The organism is Weeksella sp. HMSC059D05 (assembly GCF_001809725.1).
GTDB lineage: Bacteria > Bacteroidota > Bacteroidia > Flavobacteriales > Weeksellaceae > Weeksella > Weeksella virosa.
In genome coordinates this window covers 33,713-49,247 of the sequence record NZ_KV798542.1, presented here as the reverse complement: position 1 = coordinate 49,247, position 15,535 = coordinate 33,713, and the positions used below count along the sequence as shown (strand labels likewise).

At 36.0% G+C, this 15,535-nt stretch carries 14 protein-coding genes; 4 read left to right on the top strand and 10 right to left on the bottom strand.

Translation table 11 applies throughout. The features are described from left to right. Window positions 1–158: 158 nt before the first annotated feature. From rplT to HMPREF2660_RS06320, 7 genes are all read right to left on the bottom strand, one after another. Window positions 159–503 (bottom strand): 50S ribosomal protein L20, encoded by a 345-nt coding sequence (rplT, locus tag HMPREF2660_RS06350; protein ID WP_013598362.1) that lies wholly within the window; start codon window positions 501–503, stop codon window positions 159–161. Between the two features lie 99 nt (window positions 504–602). Then, window positions 603–800: a 50S ribosomal protein L35 gene (gene rpmI / locus HMPREF2660_RS06345; protein ID WP_013598361.1), complete on the bottom strand. Its 198-nt coding sequence runs from the start codon at window positions 798–800 to the stop codon at window positions 603–605. Window positions 801–858: 58 nt separating this feature from the next. Then, window positions 859–1,371, bottom strand: coding sequence for a translation initiation factor IF-3 (gene infC / locus HMPREF2660_RS06340; RefSeq protein WP_115041944.1), 513 nt, complete (start codon window positions 1,369–1,371; stop codon window positions 859–861). 51 nt (window positions 1,372–1,422) lie between these two features. Continuing rightward, window positions 1,423–3,345, bottom strand: coding sequence for a threonine--tRNA ligase (gene thrS / locus HMPREF2660_RS06335; RefSeq protein WP_070486189.1), 1,923 nt, complete (start codon window positions 3,343–3,345; stop codon window positions 1,423–1,425). A gap of 54 nt (window positions 3,346–3,399) precedes the next feature. Beyond that, a complete protein-coding gene (locus HMPREF2660_RS06330; protein ID WP_013598358.1) occupies window positions 3,400–4,497 on the bottom strand; it encodes an LptF/LptG family permease in 1,098 nt (365 codons plus the stop codon). A 1-nt stretch (window position 4,498) separates the two neighbouring features. After that, entirely contained in the window at window positions 4,499–5,629 is a 1,131-nt protein-coding gene (tgt, locus tag HMPREF2660_RS06325; protein WP_013598357.1) for a tRNA guanosine(34) transglycosylase Tgt, read from the bottom strand. 92 nt (window positions 5,630–5,721) lie between these two features. Then, entirely contained in the window at window positions 5,722–7,041 is a 1,320-nt protein-coding gene (locus tag HMPREF2660_RS06320; RefSeq protein ID WP_070486187.1) for an OmpA family protein, read from the bottom strand. Between the two features lie 201 nt (window positions 7,042–7,242). On the opposite strand from HMPREF2660_RS06320, the gene HMPREF2660_RS06315 reads away from it, so the two are divergent. Continuing rightward, a complete protein-coding gene (locus tag HMPREF2660_RS06315) occupies window positions 7,243–8,160 on the top strand; it encodes a mechanosensitive ion channel family protein (RefSeq protein WP_013598355.1) in 918 nt (305 codons plus the stop codon). A gap of 19 nt (window positions 8,161–8,179) precedes the next feature. After that, window positions 8,180–9,415 (top strand): D-alanyl-D-alanine carboxypeptidase/D-alanyl-D-alanine-endopeptidase, encoded by a 1,236-nt coding sequence (locus HMPREF2660_RS06310; RefSeq protein ID WP_013598354.1) that lies wholly within the window; start codon window positions 8,180–8,182, stop codon window positions 9,413–9,415. 67 nt (window positions 9,416–9,482) lie between these two features. On the opposite strand, the gene HMPREF2660_RS06305 is transcribed toward HMPREF2660_RS06310, so the two are convergent. Next, window positions 9,483–9,959 (bottom strand): DUF6702 family protein, encoded by a 477-nt coding sequence (locus tag HMPREF2660_RS06305; protein ID WP_013598353.1) that lies wholly within the window; start codon window positions 9,957–9,959, stop codon window positions 9,483–9,485. Window positions 9,960–10,044: 85 nt separating this feature from the next. Further along, on the bottom strand, window positions 10,045–10,467 hold the full coding sequence (locus HMPREF2660_RS06300; RefSeq protein WP_013598352.1) for a hypothetical protein: 423 nt from the start codon (window positions 10,465–10,467) through the stop codon (window positions 10,045–10,047). Window positions 10,468–10,589: 122 nt separating this feature from the next. Between HMPREF2660_RS06300 and trmB the strand changes: the two genes are divergently transcribed. Beyond that, complete coding sequence (gene trmB, locus HMPREF2660_RS06295) at window positions 10,590–11,267, top strand: tRNA (guanosine(46)-N7)-methyltransferase TrmB (RefSeq protein WP_070486183.1); 678 nt, start codon at window positions 10,590–10,592, stop codon at window positions 11,265–11,267. A 13-nt stretch (window positions 11,268–11,280) separates the two neighbouring features. After that, window positions 11,281–12,765, top strand: a complete 1,485-nt coding sequence (locus HMPREF2660_RS06290) for a M20/M25/M40 family metallo-hydrolase (protein WP_083299081.1) — start codon at window positions 11,281–11,283, stop codon at window positions 12,763–12,765. Window positions 12,766–13,001: 236 nt separating this feature from the next. Here the strand turns inward: HMPREF2660_RS06290 and HMPREF2660_RS06285 are convergent, their stop codons facing one another. Next, window positions 13,002–15,266, bottom strand: a complete 2,265-nt coding sequence (locus HMPREF2660_RS06285; protein WP_070486179.1) for an aconitate hydratase — start codon at window positions 15,264–15,266, stop codon at window positions 13,002–13,004. Window positions 15,267–15,535: the final 269 nt, after the last annotated feature.

Below are 15,535 nucleotides of genomic sequence, written 5' to 3'. Positions count from 1 at the left end.
AACCTTTTTTTAAAGTTTTATTCATATTACTTAAATATCAAATACTTAAATAATGTTTTATAAACTAACAGTACTATATGCTGAATGAAGTGGGTTTTAAATATAAAAAAACCCACCTTTACTAGAGGTGGGTGATAGAACGTTTTAATTGTCAATGTTTATTTTACTTTTTCTACGATGGCTTTGAAAGCTTCTGGGTTATTCATCGCTAAGTCAGCTAACACTTTACGATTTAACTCAATTCCTGCTTTTTTCGTTGCCCCCATGAATTGCGAGTAAGACATTCCATGTAATCGTGCACCGGCATTGATACGCTGTATCCATAATGCTCGGAAGTTTCTTTTTTTCTGACGTCTATCACGGTATGCATATTGTAAACCTTTCTCTACTGCATTTTTAGCAACAGTCCATACGTTTTTTCTTCTTCCGTAATATCCTTTAGCTAATTTTAAAACTTTTTTTCTTCGTGCTCTTGAAGCAACAGAATTTACTGATCTTGGCATAATTTTTAATTTTTTTGTAGGAGGCGAATCTATTTTAGATTACTTATATTACCTACTACAGGGTTAATATTTAATTAAGAAACCAATTTAGATAATCTGTTAGATTAATCTTAATTGTCTTTTAACGCTTTTTTCGTCTGCTTTGTCAACAAGACCTGTTTTCGTTAAATTACGTTTTTGCTTTGTTTCCTTTTTAGTAAGGATATGACTTTTAAAAGCGTGTTTTCTTTTAATTTTACCTGTACCGGTTAATTTAAAACGCTTTTTAGCTCCTGATTTTGTTTTTAATTTTGGCATGATTACTTTTTTATTATAATTAAAACGTTTCTTTTATGGTGTATGAAGATACTTGCCTTTATTTCTTAGGCGCCATCATCATGATCATTCTTTTACCTTCTAATTTTGGCAACTGCTCAACTTTCCCAACATCTTCTAATTCTTGAGCCAATCTCAGCAACAAGATTTCTCCTTGATCTTTAAAAATAATTGAACGTCCTTTGAAAAACACATAGGCTTTCAACTTCGACCCTTCTTCTAAGAAAGAACGAGCGTGTTTCTTTTTAAAATCAAAATCGTGATCGTCTGTTTGCGGTCCAAATCTTATCTCTTTTACGACTACCTTTTGCTGTTTTGCTTTTAATTCTTTTTCTCTCTTTTTCTGTTCGTAAAGAAATTTTTTGTACTCAACGACACGGCATACAGGCGGAACTGCTTTTTCACTAATCATTACCAAGTCCAAGCCTTGTTCTTCTGCTAGCTCCAAAGCTTCTGCGATAGGATAAATTTTAGATTCTATGCCGTCGCCCACAACGCGAACTTCTGGCACGTCTATCTTGTTGTTGATCTTGTGTTGATCCTCTTTAATAATGCGAGCAGGCCCTCTGCCCCCTTTTCTTCTGATTGCGATAATATTCTAATTTTAAATTAATTTCATTTCCTTTTTTACGAATTGGATAAATTCTTCTATTTTCATCTCACCCAAATCGCCTTCTCCGTGCTTACGTACAGAAACCGTACCATTTTCCTCTTCTTTTTCCCCTACAATTAGCATATACGGAATTTTCTTAACTTCAGCATCACGGATTTTCTTTCCAGTTTTTTCATTTCTACTGTCTATCAATCCGTTAATTTCTTGTTCGGCCAGCAAATTTAATACTTTTTCTCCAAATTCTACATATTTTTCACTAATTGGTAAAATTGTAAAAACATCTGGAGTTAGCCATAATGGTAAATTCCCTGCAGTATTTTCGAGTAATATAGCGATGAAACGCTCCATAGAGCCAAATGGCGCTCGGTGAATCATCACCGGACGATGTGCTTGATTATCTGGACCTATATATGAAAGCTCGAATCTTTCTGGTAAATTATAATCGACCTGAATTGTCCCCAATTGCCACTGACGTCCCAGGGCATCTTTGACCATGAAATCTAGTTTAGGCCCATAGAAGGCTGCTTCTCCGTGTTCTACTACTGTTGGCAGATTTTTTTCTTTGGCTGCTGTAATTATTGCATTTTCTGCCTTCTCCCAATTTTCGTCTGTACCTATATATTTATCTTTATTGTTAGGGTCACGTAACGAAATTTGAGCCGAATAATTATCAAAACCTAAACTTTTAAATACAAATAGTACAAGGTCTATTACTTTTTTAAATTCTTCTAATAATTGGTCTGACGTACAGAAAATATGTGCATCATCTTGGGTAAATCCTCTTACTCGTGTGAGACCGTGCAATTCTCCAGATTGCTCGTAGCGATAAACAGTACCAAATTCGGCATAACGTTTTGGTAAGTCTCGATACGACCATTGTGAAGTTTTATAAATCTCACAATGGTGAGGACAATTCATCGGTTTTAACAAGAACTCTTCACCCTCATTTGGCGTCTGAATTGGCTGAAAACTATCCGCACCATATTTTGCATAGTGCCCAGAAGTTACGTATAATTCTTTTTGCCCGATATGTGGTGTGATTACCATTTCGTACCCTAACTTCTGTTGTTGTTTTAGCAAGAAGTTTTCTAGCTTTCTACGCAAAGCTGCTCCTTTTGGCAACCATAACGGCAAGCCTTGCCCTACTTTCTCTGAAAAAGCAAACAACCCAAGTTCTCTCCCCAATTTTCTGTGATCTCTCTTCTTTGCCTCTTCTAAGAGCTCTAGGTATTCTGTAAGATCTTTTTGTTTAGGGAAGGTAATCCCATAAACACGGGTTAGCATTTTATTTTTTTCGTCACCACGCCAATAAGCGCCGGCAACGTTAAGAATTTTAGCTGCTTTCACAAATCCGGTGTTTGGCAAATGTCCCCCACGACACAAGTCTGTAAAATTATCATGAACACAAAACGTTATATCGCCATCTTCTAGATTACTAATAAGCTCTGTTTTATATTCATTGTTTTTATATTCTTCTAAGGCTTCTGCTTTAGAAACAGAATACAGTTTAAACTCTGCTTTTTTCTTAGCATTTTCGAGCATAGCTTTCTCTATTTTCTCGAAATCTTTTTCACCAAAACTATCTTCACCAAAATCTACATCATAGTAAAATCCTTTTTCGATAGCAGGTCCTATTGTTAATTTTGCGTTTGGATAGAATTGTAAAATGGCCTGAGCAAGTAAGTGTGCTGATGAATGCCAAAAAGCTTTTTTCCCTAAATCATCGTTCCAAGTTAACAGCTGTAGTGTAGCATTTTCGGTTATCGGGGTGGTGATTTCTGTCTGTTTATCATTCACCAAAGCCGAGAGAACATTACGCGCTAAACCTTCGCTAATGCTTTTTGCTACTTCTAATGGAGTAACTTTTTGTGGATACTGCTTGACGCTTCCATCTGGAAGAGTAATATTGATCATTTTTAAAGGGTATTTAAAGTGCAAAATTACGATATATTTTTTTTATATAAAAGCCTAAGATTGTGCTCTTCTGAAATATAAAAATGTTGTCAGTAATCCGAACACGACATTCGGAATCCATGCGGCTACAAATGGCGTTACATATCCTTGTTCTGAAAATGTTGTTGCAATTTGACTGAAAAAAATGTAAACAAAAGCGAGTGTAATTCCCACCGCAAGATTCACTCCGATTCCTCCTCTTCTTTTTTTAGAAGATAAACTTAGCGCCAGAATTGTTAGAATAAAAGTAGAAAAAGGCGAACTTACACGCTGCTGCAGCTCATTCTCGTAAACGACAACATTGGCAGATCCTTTGTTTTTTTGAGACTCTATGAATTTCATCAGCTCGAAAGAATTCATGGTTTCGGCCACATAGCCCTCTGGTAGAATTTCATCGGGTGTAGCTTTGAGTTTTATTTTTTTGGATGATAAATATGCAATGGAATCTTTTTTCGGACTTAGAACTTTTCTCTCGAAAACATTTTGTAGGATATAGCTAGAGTCTTTGTCATCCCAGGTAAAAGATGAGGCCATTATCTGTTCTTTTAATTGTACCGAATCGAATTTTTGGTACAAGAAGTAGGAATCGCTTCGCTTTTCTATCCGATCATAACTTTCTACAAAAACATATTCATTAGATGAGATTTGTGCAGAAATTACTTGTTGTTTATAGTATTCTTTTCGAGCACGCATACTCAATAAATGCTCGTATTGGTATTTGTTTTTTTTGATATTCGCCCAAGGCAAAACTACATTGTTCACCATCATAGCCGTAAAAGCCAACCCTGCCGCTACAATAACGTAAGGTCGCGTTAATCGATAGAAGCTTATCCCGCCCGAGAGCATCCCAACGATTTCTGTTTGTGCTGTTAGCCTCGAAGTGAAATAGATTACCGAAATGAAAACCGCGACGGGCAAAAAAGTATTCACAATCCATACTCCCCAATATGGGTAAAAGTGTATAAGAGCTTCTGTTACCGTAGATCCTGTACTATCTATACGATCTAACTTTTGGGTGAAATCGATAATTATTGCAATTGAAGTAAGGATGAGCACCATGAAAAAGAAAGTGCCCAAAAAATTCTTTACAATATACTTATCTAATATTTTCAATTTACAGACGTGTTTTTAGTTGCGGTATGATTTGATTTTTCCATTGAGTAAAATCTCCTGCTAAGAGATGTTCTCTAGCTACACGCACCAAATCTAGATAAAAAGCCAAGTTATGTAATGATGCAATTTGTTTACCCAGAAATTCTTGCGCATTGAATAGATGTCGCACATAAGCTTTTGAATAATAATGATCGACGAAACTAGTTCCGTTTTCATCCAGTGCATCGAAATTATCTTTCCATTTAGCATTTTTCATATTCATCACACCGTTCCATGTAAAGAGCATTCCATTGCGTGCATTTCTGGTTGGCATCACACAATCGAACATATCAACCCCCAATGCGATTCCTTCTAGAATATTCCATGGGGTCCCGACACCCATCAAATAACGTGGTTTTTCTTTTGGTAGGATATCCGTTACAAGATCTGTCATTTCATACATTACTTCTTCTGGCTCACCAACCGATAAGCCTCCGATGGCATTTCCTTCTGCATTGAAATCTGAAATATACTTTGCTGATTCTTGGCGTAAATCTTTGAAATCATTACCCTGGACAATCGGAAACAAAGTTTGTTTGTGTTTATAAAATTCTGGATTATTATCCAACCAGACTCTACAGCGCTCTAACCATCGATGAGTAACATTCATGGCACGCTTTGCATCGTGATATTCTGCAGGTATACCTGTCAACTCGTCGAAAGCCATTATAATATCGCCACCGATATATCGTTGAATTTCCATTGATTTTTCTGGCGTAAATAAGTGATAGGATCCATCGATATGAGACTTGAAACGGACTCCATTTTCTGATTTTTTCCTACTCGATGCTAAAGAAAAAACCTGAAATCCTCCACTATCGGTGAGTATCGGTTTCTCCCAATTCATGAATTGATGCAAGCCCCCTGCTTTATGAAGAATTTCTGTTCCTGGTCTCAGATACAGATGATAGGTATTTCCTAGTATTATTTGTGCATTGATGTCGCTAACCAACTCTTTTTGTTGCACGGCTTTAACCGTACCTACAGTGCCTACTGGCATAAAAATAGGCGTTTCAATCTCTCCATGATCTGTAGTAACCACTGCAGCGCGTGCTTTAGACAATGGATCTCTTTGTTCAATCGAAAATTTCATAGAGTACAAAGATAATTGAAGTTTCTGTTTTATGTACAAAAAAAGACAGCCTAAAAAAAGCTGTCTTTTGAATCTTATTATTTAAAGGATTATTATTTCGTAAAACGTAGAGCCATTTTTCTATCGACAGCTCTTTCTTCGTCTGATGCAGTTTCCGGTACAGTTGCAAATTCTTCGCCATATCCTTCTGCTGAAACTACTTGCTCACCAACGCCTAGTTTGCCCAATTCGGTTTTCAAGAAATCTGCACGTTTTTGCGAAACTTCTTTATTGATATTATCGTCTCCCTTTTTATCTGAATATGCACCGATTTTTATTTTCGATTCTGGAAACTTTTTCAGGATTGCAGCCAAGTTTTCTAATTGCTCATAAGAGCCAGCCTCTAGTTGGTCGGTCGAATTAAACTCGAAGTTTACATTATCAAAATTGAACCATTTATCTTTTAGTGATTCTTCTGTAGCGTTTTTGTAGTCATCCGATTTTATAAATCTTATCAGTTGATCTTCTAAGCCATCTTTGTATCCTTTGATTGTTAATCCATCCAAATCAAATGTTGCTTCTTCTCTTGCTGTTGGTGTAGTTACTACTCCGGTATTTTCTACATGTGCCGGATCTTCTACTAACGTTTTATCTTCTTTTTTCCCAAGCCAATTATAGAGTAAATAGCCAATCAATAATAAAATAACGAGCGGAATAAACCACTTAAGGAAACCTCCCCCACCTTTCTCGTTTGTAGTTTCTCTACCCTGATAAGGCGCTTCTTCTCTTACTTGATCACGTACTTGATTGTATTTCTCTTTTACATCTTCTGAGGTTTTGTGCACTTGTTTCGTTACGCTTTCTTGCACATTATGTGCTTTTTCAGAAATAGTTTCTGTTGCATTATCGAAAAGATTTCCTAAGCCTCCTAAGCCCAATGCTCCTAAACTTAAACCTGTTGGTAATAAAGCTGCCAATTTTGTACTTGATGATCCAAGCAAATCAGAAAACTGATTAGTATTTAGATTTTGATCGTTGGCATATTTACCGAGCCCACCAAATCCTAATGCTGCTGCTAAGTTGAGTAATTGATTGGATGATGTATCAGATATTCCTGCAAATTCTGCAATCTTTGAAACTATTCCGTTTTGTTTCTCTCCGAAAATACTCGCCAAAAGCGATTGTACAAGTGGTTGGCTTGTCAATTGATGAACATCATTCGACGCAGAAAACTGGCTACCCAGTTGTTTTACTTGATCTAATATATTTGGTGAATCGTGGTGTTTATTTATCAATCCACCCAAAACCAATGGTATAAAAGCAGAGAGTGCTTTAGAAATTCCTGACTCGCTTTCTCCAAAGGTAGTAGCGGCATTGTTTACCAGCTCTGGAGTTATGTATCCTTTTACAAGGTCGAAAATATTTACTGACATAATTTTTTACAGTTTTATAGGTTAATATATATTACTTTCAAATAAAGATAGGTTTTATTTTTGAAAAGACCATGAAAATGAATAACTTTTTTGAGAAATGCTTTGTATAAAAAAATGTTAAAGTATGTATAATCTACTCAAAATCTAAGGAAATACAAGGTATAGATTATATTTTTGACAAAAATTATTCAATCAAAAAATATGATTCCTTTTCTTACACAAACACCACAACTACAAGATCCTCCTCATAGTATCGAAGAGGCCATTACACGCCCCATAAAAACAATGGAAAGAATTACCGAATTCTTGATCGAAAAAGGCGGACAAATTAGCTGGGCTTTACTTACGGCTATATTTATTTTGGTTGTTGGATTCTGGTTATCGAAGAAAATAAAAAACCTCATCGATAGACGAATGATTGCATTGAACATTGATGTTTCTATACGTCTTTTTGCGATTCCGATTATCAATATTCTCTTAAAAACCATCGTAATTATTTTTGTCATCAACCGATTAGGTCTCAATGTTTCGGCTTTTATCGCAGCTTTAGGTGGAGTCGGCCTGGCAATTGGTTTGGCTTTACAGGGTTCTTTGGCAAATTTTGCTGGCGGAATATTAATCATTCTCTTCAAACCTTTTAAGGTTGGTGACTATATTGTTTCGCAAAATAATGAAGGAACTGTCGACTCTATTAGTATTCTCTACACCATCCTACACACCGTAAAAGGACAAGTTATTACCTTGCCCAATGCCAGTGTTTTCAATAATCCGATTATCAACTACTCTATAAGAGAGTTTAGACGCCTCGACATAGAAGTTGGTATTTCGTATGATGATGATTTCGATCTAGCTAAAAAAGTGTTAATCAATGTTCTAGACTCACATCCTCTTGTAGATCAAAATCAAGCCAAAACGGTAGAAATCCTGAAATTTAGCGACAGCAGTGTCGATCTAGCTGTACGTTGTTATGTAAAGAACTCTGACTATTGGACAGCTTATTGGGAGATACATCGCAATGTGAAATATGCATTAGACCAAAATAACATTTCTATTCCATATCCACATACCCAAATGATTCTGCCCAATACAAGCCCCAACCCAATAAACCCAAAAGATTAAAGTGAAAAACACCTATTGTTTGCTTCTTTTTTTGGGATGTTATTTTTCGTTTGCCCAAAATGAACTAATCGAGCGGAGTTTGCAATCTTCTTTTTATGATGATCAGCAAGTTGGTTTCTATTTATATGATATCGACACCCAAAAAGAAGTTTTTTCTTACAACGGAATTTCTTATTTTTTACCTGCATCCAACACAAAAATTGCAACTTTATATGCAGTTGCGACAGTGATGAAAGATTCTATTCCGGGCATTTTTTATTACGAAACCGATAGCGAGCTACATTTTCAGGGTACTGGAGACCCTACTTTTTTGCATCCAAAATTCGACAATCAGCGGGTATTAAACTTTCTAAAGAATTCTACTAAAAACCTCATATACCACGCTCCTGCTTTCGATGATTCTCCTTTCGGCAATGGTTGGTCGTGGGATGATTATGCTAGCGATTATGCGCCCGAACGTTCTCCTTTCCCGATCCAAGAAAACTTGGTTTACTTTGGCAGGACAGGAAAATCGATCTCGGCATCACCAAGATATTTCGAAGACAAGGTTACTTCTGAAAAGAGAAGTTTTGCGCGTGAATTTCATCGAAACACATTTTATTTCGCTCCACATAAATCTAATATAAAAATACCGTATATCACTTCGCCCGAACTTACAAGAGAGATTTTATCTTCGGTCTTAGATAAAGAAATTTCGTTAACATTTACAGAAATACCCAAAAAGGCTAAAATTCTCTACAGTCGACCGTGGCATTCGGTCGCAAAATATATGATGGAAGAAAGTGATAATTTTTTGGCCGAACAATTATTGATTGCTGCTTCTGCCGAGCGTTCTATGGAAATTGGAAGTGAGAAATTAATTGCTAATCTCCTAAAGAATGAATTGCAAAATTTAAGTCAAGCTCCTCGATGGATTGATGGTTCGGGTCTTTCTAGGTATAATTTATTCAGCCCGAAATCGATTGTTCAAATTCTAGACAAATTATACAAAAAACTACCCGAAGAAGAGATTCTAGATTTGATGGCTGTTGGTGGCAAATCGGGGACTCTGAAATCTCGTTACCGCAGCAAAAATGCTTATATGTTTGGTAAAACAGGTACGCTTTCGAATACGGTTACCTTGAGTGGTTATCTGAAAACCAACTCTGGCAAAACCTATATTTTTAGTTTAATGAGTAATAATAGTACTCGACCTTTGTCACAAGTCCGTAACGAGCACGAGAAATTACTCAATCTTATACGAACAAATTATTGACACTCTAAAAAATATAAAAAAGCCCTTCAGAAATCTGAAGGGCTTTGCTATTCTAGGGTTTACATTTCTATAGTTTCAAGCTTGCAGTTTCGTTTCCACGACTTGTTGTAAAGCTTTTCCTTACGCCACTGATATCAAAAGAAATCATGTTCTGTTGATCAGCAAAAACGTCTGTTAGCATCGTCATTTTTAATGAAATACTTGTTGGTTTGGAAACGTTTTCGGCTTTTAGATAAACGCGTGTCATCTTATCATTGGTCTGGAAACCTATATAAGAAACCCCCAGCGTTACTCCATTAACAGATAAAACCATTCTGTTCCCAATATAGCTTTTCAATTTAGACTCGAAATTAGCTTTATTACTTATTTTCTCACCTACTACTTGCTCTAAATCATTTGTCAGAAATCGTGAAGTTACATTGAGTACACTCGATTGATGATCGTACTCTACTTTGGTTGTTGACGAATGGAAATTTTGTGCTTGTACAGTCTTATAGAAACCAAATAAGCTAAAGAAAATAAATATTTTGTATAATGCTTTCATCTTTAATTATTGTATTGGTTCGGTACAGATATTCACAAATCCGATGCCAAACAATTAACTTATCTTGCATTTAACAGTTTGAATTTTATCCATGCCACAGTTGCCAAGGAATTCTCGATACGATAACTACCAAGGCTATCAACGCCAATAAAACCACATTAAACCCTACGGTTGACGAACGTTTTAATTTTGCATTAGCGATTGTCATAAAAATAATTCCTGCTATCATCATCATCGGATGTTCTACCGTCAGAAGTCTGGTAACTTCATCTTTCATTACACTCCCCATATCTGCAAATAGTTTGTATCTTCCTGTAATAAAGAAAGTAACAAATCCTACTAATAGTTGAACATGGAAGACGATTGTAGTAATTAGGCTAATTTTTCGAATAGCATTGTCGGTTGGTTTTTTCGAGATTGCGTACACCAATGTACTTACCAAAAATACGACCCCCATAAGCAATACAAGATATGCCCATCCACTGTGTAATTGTTTTATAAAATCCATAATAACGATTGTTTTTAATGTTACAAAAATAGAAAACCTTTTCTTATTTCAAAGGAGAAGGATTATTATTTGTTAGTTTTATAGTTGATAAAAAAGCTCTAATTTCGCAAAAATTTTATTCGATGGGGAAAGATAAAATCAGAAGGTTCGAGGAAAACAAGACTTTTAAACATGTTGTGCAACCAACTCGTGATGAGGTAATTAATGATTTTTCATTGAAAGGAAAATGGCGACAAGAATTTTTCAAAAACGATCATCCTATCGTTTTAGAATTAGGCTGTGGTAAAGGAGAATACACGATAGCGATGTCAAGGCGAGAACCAAATAAAAATTTTATTGGTATTGATATTAAAGGGGCGCGTTTTTGGCGTGGAGCAAAAACTGCTAAAGATGAAAACTTACAAAATGTTGGTTTTGTTCGTACCCAAATAGAGCTGATTGATTATTTATTTGATAAAGGAGAGGTTAATGAAATATGGATAACTTTTCCAGACCCTCAAATCAAATTCAGACGAACCAAGCATCGACTTACTCACCCATCTTTTTTAGCGAAATACGCATCGATTCTAACCAAAGATGGTACAGTCAATCTAAAAACGGATTCAGAATTTTTACACGGTTACACACATGGGATTTTACAGGCTGAAGGACACAAAGTTTTACAGTCTTCACATGATGTGTATCACCCTGATCATGCGGATATTCCGCCTATTGTTACCGAAGTACAAACTTTTTACGAATCTAAATTTCTCGAAGAAAACAAAAAAATTACCTATATTCGTTTTCAACTAACACACTGAAAGTAAACATCATATGAAATTAAGAAACAGTTTACTCGCTTCATTTATAGCTATCGCCTCTATCGTAAATGCTCAAGAATCTACGGGTTTTCAGTCCACCTCAAGTGACTATCTTTACGCAACGATGGATGCCTCGCAGGCCGAGAATTTGCAATTAATGTATCCTAATCAGGTAAAAATTCTACAAACTCACCAGAATGTTGCGGCAGTTTACCTTCCAGAATCGTTGACTGTTGCTTTCGAAAACGAATTACACTTACACGGACCTGCTTATGTTCGTCATTTTTCTGCCTTAGAAGCACAAGATTATTTGTATAAAAATACAGAAACTCGTGAGCAAGTTGCTTTGTTCACAATTACCGAGCAGGCCATTATTAATCAACTTTTATCGAAAACTAATCCTACAAAAATAGAAGAAACTATCATAGAATTAGAAAATTTCGGCACTCGGTTTCATACCTCTAGTCAGGCAATTCCTGCAATGGAGTTTATTCTGAACAAGTGGCAATCAATCGTTGACAAAAGTGGGAGAACTGACATTCATTTGTCTTTATATCAACACACCAACACACCTATGCCTTCGGTTATTTTGACGATTGACGGGAGTGAAAATAGTAATGAATTGGTAATTATTGGTGGACATGCAGACAGTATCACGTCTAATAGTTACATCAATCCAAATTCTCCGGCTCCTGGTGCTGATGATAATGCGAGCGGGATTGCAACAATTACCGAAGTTCTAAGGGTGTTGATAGAAAACAACTTTAAACCTCAAAAAACCATTCAGATCATGGCATATAGCGCAGAAGAAGTTGGTTTAGTCGGGTCGAAAGAAATTGCTGCTCACTACAAAAATCTGGGTAAAAAAGTTTTGGGCTATGTACAGTTTGATATGACCAATTATCAGGGTTCTGAAAATGATTTATACCTCACAACCGATTCTTATATCGACAATAATCTTAATCTTTTTTTGATAGAATTGCTAGAACACTACAATTCATCCAACTCTCCGCATCCGATAAGTTTCGGATTCACCAAGTGTAATTATGCTTGCTCTGACCATGAAAGTTGGGCGCGTAACGGCTATGCAGCAGCTTTCCCATTCGAATCGAAGTTTGAGGATTACAACAGAAATATTCATTCTGTAAATGACCGATATAGTGTGACTGGAAATAGTTTTCAGGCAGAAAAATTTGCAAAATTAGGTTTACAATTTTTGGTAGAAGTTGCCAAAAGCGCCCAAGACATGAGCACAACAAGCTCTAGTACAAAAAAATTTGTAACGGTCGTCAACAACAAAAATTTACTCTATCGTTTACCTCATAATACTTCTGCTGGTGAAGTACAGATAATTGACCTTTATGGACGAGTAGTTATAGAAAGCCCAATAAAAAATTCTGGTAAATTATCTATTGCTTCATTAGACTCAGGTCTATATTTAGGAGTTTTCAGGCTTGGAACAGGTGAAGTTTATACATCTAAATTTATTGTACAATAGGTTTTACTTGCATAGAAAACCTAAAAAATATAACTAGAATACACGTTTTCAAATAAAAAATGTAATTTTACAAGTGAGCTTTTTACAATATTTTAAGTATTTGAATCTCAAAGAAGTCTTTACCAGTTAGTTTACATAATATAATAGTATATTAAATTTTCAAAGAGTTGCATTTTATGTAAGAAATAAAAAGCCTCATCAATTGATGAGGCTTTATTATTGATCAGATGACCCAATTAGTTTTGTTGTTGCTTAATCAAGTTTAAAGCAGATCCAGCTTTGAACCATTCGATTTGTGCATCATTATAGGTATGGTTTGCTAGAATTGTATCTATAGAACCGTCTTTATGTACCAACTCTATTGTAAGAGGTTTGTTTGGTGCAAAATCTTTTAAATCTACAAAGTTGAATGTGTCGTCTTCTTGGATTTTATCGTAATCTTCTTTATTGGCAAAAGTCAATGCTAACATTCCTTGCTTTTTCAAGTTTGTTTCATGGATACGAGCAAAAGAGCGTACCAATACGGCTACAGCCCCCAAGTGTCGTGGTTGCATAGCTGCATGCTCACGAGAAGAACCTTCTCCATAATTTTCATCTCCAACAATCACAAAAGGAATTCCTGCTGCTTTATAGGCACGTGCAGTGTCTGGAACTGGCGCATACTCCCCTGTCAATTGATTTTTTACAGAATTTGTTTCTTGAGTAAATGCATTTACTGCTCCAATCAACGTATTGTTTGAGATATTATCCAGGTGACCACGGAAACGTAACCAAGGTCCAGCCATAGAGATATGGTCGGTAGTACATTTACCGTATGCTTTGATCAATAATTTGGCTCCTGTGATGTTTTCCCCATCCCATGGTTTGAAGCTTTCTAGCAACTGTAAACGTTCTGAGTCTGGATTTACTTCCACTTGTACCGAAGAACCATCTTCTACAGGCGCTTGATATCCATTATCCTCATAAGAAAAGCCTTTTTCTGGCAATTCTTCTCCTACTGGTGGGTCTAATTTTACTTCTTCACCATTTTTATTGATCAATGTATCGGTTATTGGGTTGAAATCTAAACGACCTGAAATTGCTATAGCAGCAACCATCTCTGGCGAAGTCACAAATGCATAAGTATTTGGATTGCCATCTGCACGTTTCTTGAAGTTACGGTTGAACGAATGAACGATCGTATTTTTCTCTTCTTTATCTGCACCTTCACGATCCCATTGCCCAATACATGGTCCGCAAGCGTTGGTGAATATCACTGCATCTAAATCATTGAAAGGTTTTAGAATTCCGTCGCGTTCTGCTGTATAACGAACTTGCTCAGAACCAGGATTAATTCCGAAAGAAGCTTTTGTTACTAATCCTTTTTCCACTGCTTGTTTAGCAATTGAAGCAGCACGAGACAAATCTTCATACGATGAGTTTGTACAAGAACCGATAAGCCCCCATTCTACAGTTAATGGCCAGTCATTTGCTGCTGCGGTTTCTTTCATTTTAGAGATTGGCGTCATTAAATCTGGCGTGAAAGGTCCGTTTAATCTTGGTTCTAATTCAGACAAATTAATTTCAATTAATTCATCATAAAATTTTTCTGGATTTGCATATACTTCATCATCAGATCGCAAGTAAGCTCTATTGGCATTTGCCAAATCAGCAACGTCATTACGATCCGTTGCACGTAAATAACGCTCAGAAGAATCATCATATGCAAAAATAGAAGTTGTTGCACCAATTTCTGCTCCCATGTTACAAATGGTTCCCTTACCTGTAGCTGATAAAGACTCTGCTCCTTCACCGAAATATTCTACAATAGAACCTGTACCACCTTTTACTGTTAAGCGACCAGCAACTTCTAGAATAACATCTTTAGGAGATGCCCATCCACTTAATTTACCGGTTAATTTGATTCCGATTAATTTTGGCATTTTCAATTCCCAAGCCATTCCAGCCATTACATCTACAGCATCTGCTCCACCAACACCAATAGCTACCATCCCTAGACCTCCTGCGTTTGGCGTGTGAGAGTCGGTACCAATCATCATCCCACCTGGGAAAGCATAGTTTTCTAAGACAACTTGATGAATAATCCCTGCACCAGGTTTCCAGAAACCAATTCCATATTTATTAGAAACAGACTCTAAGAAGTTGAACACTTCCGATGATTTATTGATTGCGTCTTGCAAATCTGCTTTGGCACCAACTTTTGCCTGAATCAGGTGATCACAATGTACGGTAGAAGGGACAGCTGTTTTCGCTTTTCCCGCTTGCATAAACTGCAACAAAGCCATCTGTGCAGTTGCGTCTTGCATAGCTACACGATCCGGCGCAAAATCTACATACGATTCTCCACGTGTATATGCTTTCGTAGGCTCACCATCATAAAGATGAGCGTATAAAATTTTCTCAGAATAGGTTAATGGTCTTCCTACAATTTTTCTTGCCTGATCAACGCGTTCTTGCATTCTCGCATAAACTCTTTTGATCATTTCTATATCAAATGCCATAAACAAAAAATTAGTTTTTACTTATTTAAAAATAAATTTAAATTACAAAAATAGGCCTTAGTTACGTATTATTCAAGGAGTTTGACACGATATAAAGAAGGTTTATACAATTTAGAATAATTATAAAAAACACCTAAATATCTAATTGCTAATTTTTTACAAAAAAATACCTTCTGTATAAAATCATTATACAAGTAAAATGAAAATCTGATAATTCTTTATCTTTTTTATCATTTTTTTATATCAGACAATACTTTTTATTTATTATT

Excerpts from the sequence above, each read along its gene's own strand:
- rplT (WP_013598362.1), bottom strand. The coding sequence starts at position 503 with ATGCCAAGATCAGTAAATTCTGTTGCTTCAAGAGCACGAAGAAAAAAA.
- rpmI (WP_013598361.1), bottom strand. The coding sequence starts at position 800 with ATGCCAAAATTAAAAACAAAATCAGGAGCTAAAAAGCGTTTTAAATTA.
- thrS (WP_070486189.1), bottom strand. The coding sequence starts at position 3,345 with ATGATCAATATTACTCTTCCAGATGGAAGCGTCAAGCAGTATCCACAA.
- tgt (WP_013598357.1), bottom strand. The coding sequence starts at position 5,629 with ATGAAATTTTCGATTGAACAAAGAGATCCATTGTCTAAAGCACGCGCT.
- HMPREF2660_RS06320 (WP_070486187.1), bottom strand. The coding sequence starts at position 7,041 with ATGTCAGTAAATATTTTCGACCTTGTAAAAGGATACATAACTCCAGAG.
- HMPREF2660_RS06315 (WP_013598355.1), top strand. The coding sequence starts at position 7,243 with ATGATTCCTTTTCTTACACAAACACCACAACTACAAGATCCTCCTCAT.
- HMPREF2660_RS06305 (WP_013598353.1), bottom strand. The coding sequence starts at position 9,959 with ATGAAAGCATTATACAAAATATTTATTTTCTTTAGCTTATTTGGTTTC.
- HMPREF2660_RS06300 (WP_013598352.1), bottom strand. The coding sequence starts at position 10,467 with ATGGATTTTATAAAACAATTACACAGTGGATGGGCATATCTTGTATTG.
- trmB (WP_070486183.1), top strand. The coding sequence starts at position 10,590 with ATGGGGAAAGATAAAATCAGAAGGTTCGAGGAAAACAAGACTTTTAAA.
- HMPREF2660_RS06290 (WP_083299081.1), top strand. The coding sequence starts at position 11,281 with ATGAAATTAAGAAACAGTTTACTCGCTTCATTTATAGCTATCGCCTCT.
- HMPREF2660_RS06285 (WP_070486179.1), bottom strand. The coding sequence starts at position 15,266 with ATGGCATTTGATATAGAAATGATCAAAAGAGTTTATGCGAGAATGCAA.